Below are 8,180 nucleotides of genomic sequence, written 5' to 3'. Positions count from 1 at the left end.
AATGGCAAATGGCAAATGGCAAATGGCAAATGGCAAATGGTGACTCATAAATGTTTATGTTAAACGCAATTAATTCCTTTGGTATTACGACGTTGAGCTGGTTATCTAACCAGCCAGAAAAGCCCACCTCGTTTTGAATCATACGCCTAACTTTCCTAGGTAACTAACATCTATGGACACCCCGATTTTTGCAAGCAAAATCAAGATCTAACAAGAACAGTTTTGCAGCCATCTATTCGGATTTTTAGTAAAGCCTTTTTAGCTTTTATCCCTGATGAACTCCGCTGATGTGGTTCTAATCATTTTGGCGTTTTCAACGAAACGATGTTAGTCCCAGAATTTCCAAATCATGCTTTTGGTTATCTTGTCATTCGTGTTTTTAACTAAGTAAAAACGAGTGTTTTAAATATAACGTTGGTCTGGTGAAGGGAGAAATAAGTGTTAATTTGATATGAGTATTTGCTTGTCTTCCCTGACCACTTCTTTACACAATACAAGAAGCTAAAAACGAAAACCATAAAAATATTGTGTGATTTTTAGCGCTAAGATCGTGGCAGAGAGATCTTAAAGAAATAACCCTACCCTCGCCCTCACCTTGGAAGATATAAGGGGAATAAGACCCTCCATCTTAGCTGGCTGACAAATAGCTACGAAGAAGTTAGTTCGAAGCGACGAAGTTGCGCGACTTTATGGAGTTGCAGAGTCATTAACATAAAGAGTCTCTCGAGCAGCAAGGCCAATCTATGCCTTACGGTAAAAATCGTATTGCTAAACGCTGCCTTAAACAAAGTGAATGAGACGTTTGGGCGATAGCCCGATAAAGCGAATTTTTGGTTACTTTTTGGGCGCTTGCAAAAAGTTACCTGCTCAGCAGAGCGGAATAAAGGTTGGGGATACAAAGCTTTAGCCCGACGCATGCATTCCGCGTCGGGCTAAAGCCGCGACCTACAATGAAAGCTTCGCTTTCAACGGCGGATCACGGTCGTTCCTCCCTCATCCGCCCTACGAAAACCAGCATTTGCAATGCTATCAGTTCGACGCGACAAAGTTGCGCGACTTTATGGAGTTTCAGAGTCATTAACAGAAAGACTCTCTCGAACAGCAAGGCCAATCTATGCTTTACGGTAAAAATCGTGTTGCTAAACACTACCTTAAACAAAGTGAATGAGACGTTTGGGCGATAGCCCGATAAAGCGAATTTTTGGTTACTTTTTGGGCGCTTGCAAAAAGTTACCCGCTCAGCAGAGCGGAAAAAAGGTCGGGAATACAAAGCGTTTGAATGGAGCATAAATTCCGCGTCGGCTTAAAGGCGCGGCCTACCATAGAAAATGAAAGCTTCGCTTTCAACGGCGGATCACAGTCGTACCGCCCTCATCCGCCCTACGAAAACCAGCATTTGCAATGCTATCAGTTCGACGCGACAAAGTTGCGCGACTTTATGGAGCTTCAGAGTCATGAACAGAAAGACTCTCTAGAACAGCAAGGCCAATCTATGCTTTACGATGTAACGAGCGTAGGTAGCAATCATGGGCCTATGAAAAAAATCAGGCATTAAAAATCTTAAAGCGAATTTTTGGTTACTTTTTGGGCGCTTGCAAAAAGTAACCCGCTCAGCAGAGCGGAAAAAAGGTCGGGAATACAAAGCGTTTGAATGGAGGCCAGAGAAGAAAGGTTGGCGTATAAAAAAGGCCCCATTCACCTGAGAAGAAAAAATGGGGCCAAGGTAGATATAAATAGGTTGTCAATGGCGAGTCTGTTTGGGCTCGTTCATTTCGCGCATGCGTTTGCGATGTTCTACGAATTCATCGCTTAGCGTATAGTCGCCCTGCTCTGTGTGAGCCAGTGCGCCGCGGTTCACTAGTGCATCTAAGGTTTTTGGCAATACCTTCTGGCGTCGCTCGCCTTTGATAAAATAAAATTGTTCACCCAATTGGATTAATTTAAAACCAGATTCTAGATACCCAACACATAAGTTTTGAGTTGGCGTTAACTTGAGTTTCATTGTTCACCTCACATTGCCTGCCGTCTCTTAAATTTAAATCAATTGATCATTTATCGTTCATGTTAACTATAGACTATAGACACTTTTTTCAAGAAGGGTAATTTTCTACCATGAAGATTACAAAAAGATAAAAAAAGAAACCTTTTTCATCCTGCCACGAGCCTAGTCGTTGATCAACGGTTTCAGAAAGCTAAAAAAAAGGGAAGGCACGAAGCCTTCCCTTTCACAAACCTTGCAATGGTTGCTTTATTCAGCAAACACAACGGTTTTATTACCGTGCACTAGAACACGATCTTCCAAGTGGTAACGTAGTCCACGTGAAAGTACGAGTTTTTCGATGTCTTTGCCTAAGCGAACCATGTCTTCTGCGGCATGGCTGTGGCGAACACGAATCACGTCTTGCTCGATAATCGGGCCTGCGTCTAAATCGGCAGTAACATAGTGACAGGTCGCACCAATCAGTTTCACACCACGAACAGCGGCCTGATGGTAAGGCTTAGCACCAATAAAAGACGGCAAGAAGCTGTGGTGAATGTTGATTACCTTGTGACGGTATTTCTCACACAAGTATTCAGGGAAGATCTGCATGTAGCGCGCTAATACAATGGTATCGGCTTGTGTTGAATCGATACAGGCTTCAATCTCTTGGAACGCTGGCATTTTGTTTTCTTTTGGCACTGGAATGCAGAAGTAAGGAATCTTGTACCATTCGACCATAGAACGTAGGTCTTCATGGTTCGCGATAACACCAACGATTTCACAGTTCAGTTCGCCTGTGTGCCAGCGATGCATGATGTCGTTTAGGCAATGAGATTCTTTGGTTGCCAACAAGACAACTTTAGGACGATCTTCACTGTCTTTCACATACCAACGCATGTTGAATTCTTCTGCTATTGGCGCGAATTCTTTGCGGAATGTTTCTACATCAATAGCCAAGCTCTCTGCATCAATATCGTGACGCATGAAGAACCATTTTTGCTCTAAATCTGTGTGATGACTCGCTTCGATAATCGAGCCTTGACGCTCGTTTAAAAACTGACTCACCGCCGCTACAATCCCCACTCTATCGGGACAACTAATCACAAGTCGAAATGTTTTCTTTCTCATAATAAAACTTACAAACCTTAAAAACTTTTAAAAATCGCAAAGGCTAAACAACGTGTTTAGCCTTAAAAACGTCGGCGAATTATACTGAATTCACTTACTTATTCTTAACTACTTATGCTTAATTACTTGTTCTTAATAATGTAGCACTGGTGAATTTTGTCGTTACGATCAAAATCTGGGTCGAGCGTTTCGCGAGTTATGTTTTTCACATCGTATTCTTGCTCTAACGCTTCGTCCAACACAAAACGACGATAGTTATTAGAGAAAATAAGCTCCCCGCCTCTCGCCAGTCTCGCCATCGCCAAACGTACAAGTTCACCATGATCGCGCTGAATATCTAGGATATCTGCCATTTTTTTCGAGTTCGAAAACGTCGGCGGGTCCATGAAGATCAAATCAAACTTATCACGGCTTTGCTTTAGCCATTCGATACAGTCGGCACGCTCTACCTGATGGTGACGATCTGAAAATTCATTCAATTCGATATTACGACGCGCCCATTCGGTGTAAGTGTTCGACATATCGACACTCAACGAACTGCGCGCACCACCTTGTCCAGCATGAACCGACGCGGTCGCTGTGTAGCAGAACAAGTTTAAGAAGCGTACGCCATTGGCTTTGTCTTGAATTAGTTTACGTACTGGACGGTGATCAAGGAACAAGCCGGTATCCAAGTAATCTTTTAGATTAACGATGAATTCACAGCCGTATTCTTCTACAATCATTTCGTGTTTCGTCTGATCGAATTTTTCATATTGCTCTTTGCCAGTCTGTCTTTGGCGCTGTTTCAAGATCACATTGGATTCTGAAATATTCAACGCGGTCGGAATGGCAGACATTACTTCAAACAAACGCTGTTTGGCTTTTTCTGGATCAACGCTTTTTGGTGCCTGATATTCTTGAACGTGCGCCCAATTGTCATAGACATCAATAGCAACAGAGTATTCTGGCATATCAGCATCATAAACGCGGTAACACTGGATCTTGTTTTTCTCGACCCATTTTTTCAATTTCTTAGCATTCTTTTGCAGACGGTTAGCAAACATTTGTGCGCCCGGCGTCATGACTGATTGCGCGACGACGTCTTCTTTTATGCTGCCAGCCAACAATGGGAACTGATAAGCGCGACACTCGATGCCACCGTTTATCACTCGTGTGCTTTTCTCTGGTCTAGCTGGAATTTGACGCGCCAGATGATCGTTACTGGTTAGCATCATAAACTGCCAGCCACGTACGTGAGTCACAACCCATTCGCCTAACTGACGATACAAAGCAATCAAGGCCATTTCATCACCGATACGCTCACCATAAGGTGGGTTGGTAATTAATAGCCCCGGAGCATCAGGGTTGATATCGAATTCGTGTTCTTGGAACGACGACATGGTCACATCAATAACGTCTGTTAGCCCAGCGCGCTTGATGTTTTCTCGCGCGGCAGCAATGGCTTTTTGCTCTCTATCCGTACCTTGAAAACGAATACCCAAGGTTGCAGGGTCTTTTTTACGGTTCTTAGCGAAATCCATTAACTGCTGCCACATACGGTGATCGTGCTGTTTCCAGCCTTTGAATCCCCAATATGGACGACGTAAACCCGGCGCGATATCCAAAGACATCATCGCGGCTTCAACCAGGAAAGTACCAGAACCACACATAGGATCGATTAATTGCGTCAAACCGCAATCCCTTCCCCAACCTGCGCGTAGCAAAAGACCGGCTGCTAAGTTTTCTTTCAGAGGCGCCATGCCGCCTTGTTGACGGTAACCACGGCGATGCATACTTTCGCCGGATAAATCGATACTCACTGTCACCACTTCACGTTTGATACGCAAAGCAATGCGGACTTCTGGCTGTTCTTTTTCAACGTTAGGACGTTCGCCAGATAAGGCCACAAAATAATCGGCAATCGCATCTTTCGCACGAACCGCACCAAACTGAGTGTTACGAATATGGTGGTTGGTACCGTGGCAATCAATTGCGATGGTGTTGCTTGCACTCATGTGGTCGGACCACTGAATCGCTTTTACGCCATCGTATAAGTCGTCGGCAGATTCCATTTTGAAATTGGCAATCGGCAACATAACGCGAGTTGCAACGCGAGACCAAAGGCAAGCTTTGTACATACCTTCTAAGTCTGTTGTCAGCTTAACCTGCGCTTCACCCAACCGAGTTTGCGTCAGGCCTTCGCCATGCAGCTCTTTTTCTAAGACATTCTCTAACCCAAGAGGACAGGTTATTTCTAATGCGTAAACCTGACTTGCTGAATCAGTTGTCTGTAATATCGTGCTCATTTATAAAATACTTTTTTAAATTTCAATGAATGTTTCGAAACGCATAAAGAGGGCGGGATTGTGTCCCGCCCTCTTTTTTAAACAAGGTACAAAAATACGCTGCACCTTGTTTTCAATTCGATCTTTAGATACCGAGATCAAGCTCTCGGTAATAAGCATCAGTGCTTGCTATAGCTTCCTTAATTAACTCTGGGCCGTGATAAATAAAGCCCGAATATATCTGAACTAAACGCGCACCAGCTTGCAGTTTTTCTACCGCATCGGCGCCACTTGAAATACCGCCAACACCAATAATAGGCAAGGTGTCTTTCAAATGTTCAGCCAATACTTTAACTACATGAGTAGACGCATCACGAACAGGCATGCCGCTCAATCCGCCCGCTTCTTTTTCAAACTTATGGCCCAAAACCGCATCGCGAGACAAGGTAGTATTGGTGGCAATAATACCATCAACACCCTGCTCAGCTAGAGTATCAGCAACCATTTTAATTTCGTCATCAGTCATATCAGGGGCGATTTTTACCGCTAAAGGCACACGCTTACCGTGTTCTGCTTCATAACGGTCACGTGCCGCAACCAATGGCGCAATTAACTGAGCCAAGCTTTCGCCAAACTGCAGACTACGAAGTCCCGGTGTGTTTGGCGAGCTGATGTTTGCTGTAATGTAATCTGCGTAAGGAATAACGCTTTCTAAACACGCCAAATAATCTGCTGCCGCATCTTCTACCGATGTGGTTAGGTTTTTGCCAATATTGACACCCAACACACCAGGATAGCGGTGAGATTTAATCCGTGAAACCAAATGATCCACACCTTTGTTATTAAAGCCCATACGGTTGATAATGGCTTCATGCTCTGGCAAACGGAACAAACGTGGCTTAGGATTCCCTGCCTGCCCTTTCGGTGTCACAGTTCCTACTTCAACAAAACCAAAACCTAATGCGCCCAAGGCTTCAAACGCATCGGCGTTTTTATCTAAACCTGCAGCTAAACCTACCGCGTTGGGAAAACGTAACCCCATCACATCAACCGGTTTAGTCGATGGCAATCCACCTAGAAATTTGTTCAAACCCAATCGACTGCTTGCTGCAAGAAGATCCAATGACAATTCATGAGACACTTCTGGGTCCAATTTAAAAAGTAACGAGCGAGCAAGTTGGTACATTGTTAGGACTCCTAGGCGGTTAAAATCAGATAAATGCCTTATCTGGTCGGTGCTGTCTAATTTATTTAATCTTCTAATTCGTGCTATCGGGTTTAACGCTATGTAACTTTAGGCTATCTAATTTAAAACGCTTTAACTTTAGTAACGGCAACTAGCTTATTCATGTCATCAAATTCTACTTCAAAAAAACCGTAAATCCCTTGATGAGTCACAAAACGCTGAAAAGCCGACAAAGGCAACTGAACTTTACGCCCATCTAGACTGCTCGCGACTAGGTTTTTCGCCGCACCTGCGTACATAGCTTCATATTTAAACGCAGGCAAAGCCACATTTAATACAATTTTCGCCATTTTTTCGTCCTGTACTTACGTTACCCTTACAGAGATCACCCTGTGCGTAAAGATTTGAATCCGATAAGATGAAGGCTATTATATGGAGACCTTTGCACGAAGTCACGAGCGAAGCCAAGACGAGACAAAAACAGACGAAAAAGCGTTGTTTATAGGTTATAAATGCGCACTTTGAGTCTGTTTTTAACAAAGTATTGGTGAGCACAGTCGTTTTGCAAGGGTTTCATCTTGCGTTGACACTTTTATTGACAAAAGTATAAGGAACCTAGGTTCGATGGTAACTGTAATTGAGCAATTAAAAGATCACCTAAATCACGCCGTTGTTGGCCAACCAGATTTAACCCATGAATTACTTGTCGCTTTAATCGCTAATGGCCATGTGCTTCTAGAAGGGCCACCGGGCATAGCAAAAACTACTGCTGCAAAAGCTCTTGCTAGCGCCATCGATAGCCGCTTCCAACGCATTCAATTTACGCCAGACTTGTTACCGGGCGATGTGACAGGTTCCGATATTTATCAGCAAGAAACGGGCAAGTTCAGCTTTATCCCCGGCCCTATTATGAACGACATAGTGCTAGCCGACGAGATCAACCGCGCGCCAGCCAAAGTACAATCTGCACTGCTTGAAGCCATGGGCGAGAGACAAGTCACCGTTGGCAATCATAGCTATCCACTGTCTGCACTGTTTTTCGTTATTGCCACGCAAAACCCAATCGAGCAAGAAGGCACTTATCCTTTGCCTGAAGCGCAGCTTGATCGTTTTATGATGAAGATAAACCTCGGCTACCCAAGCGCTGCTAGCGAATTGGATGTACTGAGATTAGTGCGTCAGCAAGATTTGCACAAAACCTCTGCAAGCAAGCCACAGCCAATTTGCAAACCCCATGAAATTCTTGAACTTCAGCATAAAGCCTTATCTTTGTATATGTCTGAAAGTGTCGAGCAATACATAGTGCAGCTCGTCATGGCAACCCGCCAACCAGAACTTTATTTAGGTGAAGCAGGCAAGGGAACGAATCTGATTGAATTTGGCGCCAGCCCTCGTGGCACCTTGGCTCTTGATCGTTGCGCTCGCGCCAATGCTTTGATAAACGGTAGAGATTTTGTCACACCAGACGATGTTCGCCAGATTGCTTTGCCAGTGTTACGCCATCGCATCATCACAACTTTTGAAGCACAAGCCGCTGGATTATCCGTTGACGATCTATTGAAGAGATTGATTAGTCACGTTCCTGCACTGTAACTCAGGGAATCGCAGCAAAAGGCAA

6 protein-coding genes are annotated in these 8,180 nt (G+C 44.1%); 1 reads left to right on the top strand and 5 read right to left on the bottom strand.

Features of this window, described 5'->3' with window-relative positions; all coding sequences use genetic code 11:
• Positions 1-1,741: 1,741 nt before the first annotated feature.
• The 5 genes from BUA59_RS02065 to BUA59_RS02045 form a co-directional block, all read right to left on the bottom strand.
• Positions 1,742-2,002 carry a formyltetrahydrofolate deformylase gene (locus tag BUA59_RS02065; protein ID WP_072838044.1) on the bottom strand — a complete coding sequence of 87 codons (261 nt, stop codon included), beginning with the start codon at positions 2,000-2,002 and terminating at the stop codon, positions 1,742-1,744.
• Positions 2,003-2,248: 246 nt separating this feature from the next.
• The gene (purU, locus tag BUA59_RS02060; protein WP_072838043.1) at positions 2,249-3,109 is read right to left on the bottom strand and encodes a formyltetrahydrofolate deformylase; all 861 of its coding nucleotides are present in this window, start codon (positions 3,107-3,109) and stop codon (positions 2,249-2,251) included.
• Positions 3,110-3,231: 122 nt separating this feature from the next.
• Positions 3,232-5,397 carry a bifunctional 23S rRNA (guanine(2069)-N(7))-methyltransferase RlmK/23S rRNA (guanine(2445)-N(2))-methyltransferase RlmL gene (rlmKL, locus tag BUA59_RS02055; protein WP_072838042.1) on the bottom strand — a complete coding sequence of 722 codons (2,166 nt, stop codon included), beginning with the start codon at positions 5,395-5,397 and terminating at the stop codon, positions 3,232-3,234.
• A gap of 124 nt (positions 5,398-5,521) precedes the next feature.
• Positions 5,522-6,562 carry a quinone-dependent dihydroorotate dehydrogenase gene (locus BUA59_RS02050; protein WP_072838041.1) on the bottom strand — a complete coding sequence of 347 codons (1,041 nt, stop codon included), beginning with the start codon at positions 6,560-6,562 and terminating at the stop codon, positions 5,522-5,524.
• Between the two features lie 122 nt (positions 6,563-6,684).
• On the bottom strand, positions 6,685-6,912 hold the full coding sequence (locus tag BUA59_RS02045; protein ID WP_072838040.1) for a DUF2835 domain-containing protein: 228 nt from the start codon (positions 6,910-6,912) through the stop codon (positions 6,685-6,687).
• Positions 6,913-7,186: 274 nt separating this feature from the next.
• Here BUA59_RS02045 and BUA59_RS02040 point away from each other — a divergent pair, with 274 nt between their 5' ends.
• Positions 7,187-8,155, top strand: a complete 969-nt coding sequence (locus BUA59_RS02040; protein WP_072838039.1) for an AAA family ATPase — start codon at positions 7,187-7,189, stop codon at positions 8,153-8,155.
• Positions 8,156-8,180: the final 25 nt, after the last annotated feature.

Source organism: Marinomonas polaris DSM 16579, from assembly GCF_900129155.1.
In the GTDB taxonomy this organism is placed as follows: Bacteria; Pseudomonadota; Gammaproteobacteria; order Pseudomonadales; family Marinomonadaceae; genus Marinomonas; species Marinomonas polaris.
The sequence above is the reverse complement of the archived record's forward strand: the minus strand, read 5'-3'. Positions and strand labels throughout refer to the sequence as shown.

Coding starts and splice junctions, on each gene's coding strand:
- BUA59_RS02065 (WP_072838044.1), bottom strand. CDS start 2,002: ATGAAACTCAAGTTAACGCCAACTCAAAACTTATGTGTTGGGTATCTA.
- purU (WP_072838043.1), bottom strand. CDS start 3,109: ATGAGAAAGAAAACATTTCGACTTGTGATTAGTTGTCCCGATAGAGTG.
- rlmKL (WP_072838042.1), bottom strand. CDS start 5,397: ATGAGCACGATATTACAGACAACTGATTCAGCAAGTCAGGTTTACGCA.
- BUA59_RS02050 (WP_072838041.1), bottom strand. CDS start 6,562: ATGTACCAACTTGCTCGCTCGTTACTTTTTAAATTGGACCCAGAAGTG.
- BUA59_RS02045 (WP_072838040.1), bottom strand. CDS start 6,912: ATGGCGAAAATTGTATTAAATGTGGCTTTGCCTGCGTTTAAATATGAA.
- BUA59_RS02040 (WP_072838039.1), top strand. CDS start 7,187: ATGGTAACTGTAATTGAGCAATTAAAAGATCACCTAAATCACGCCGTT.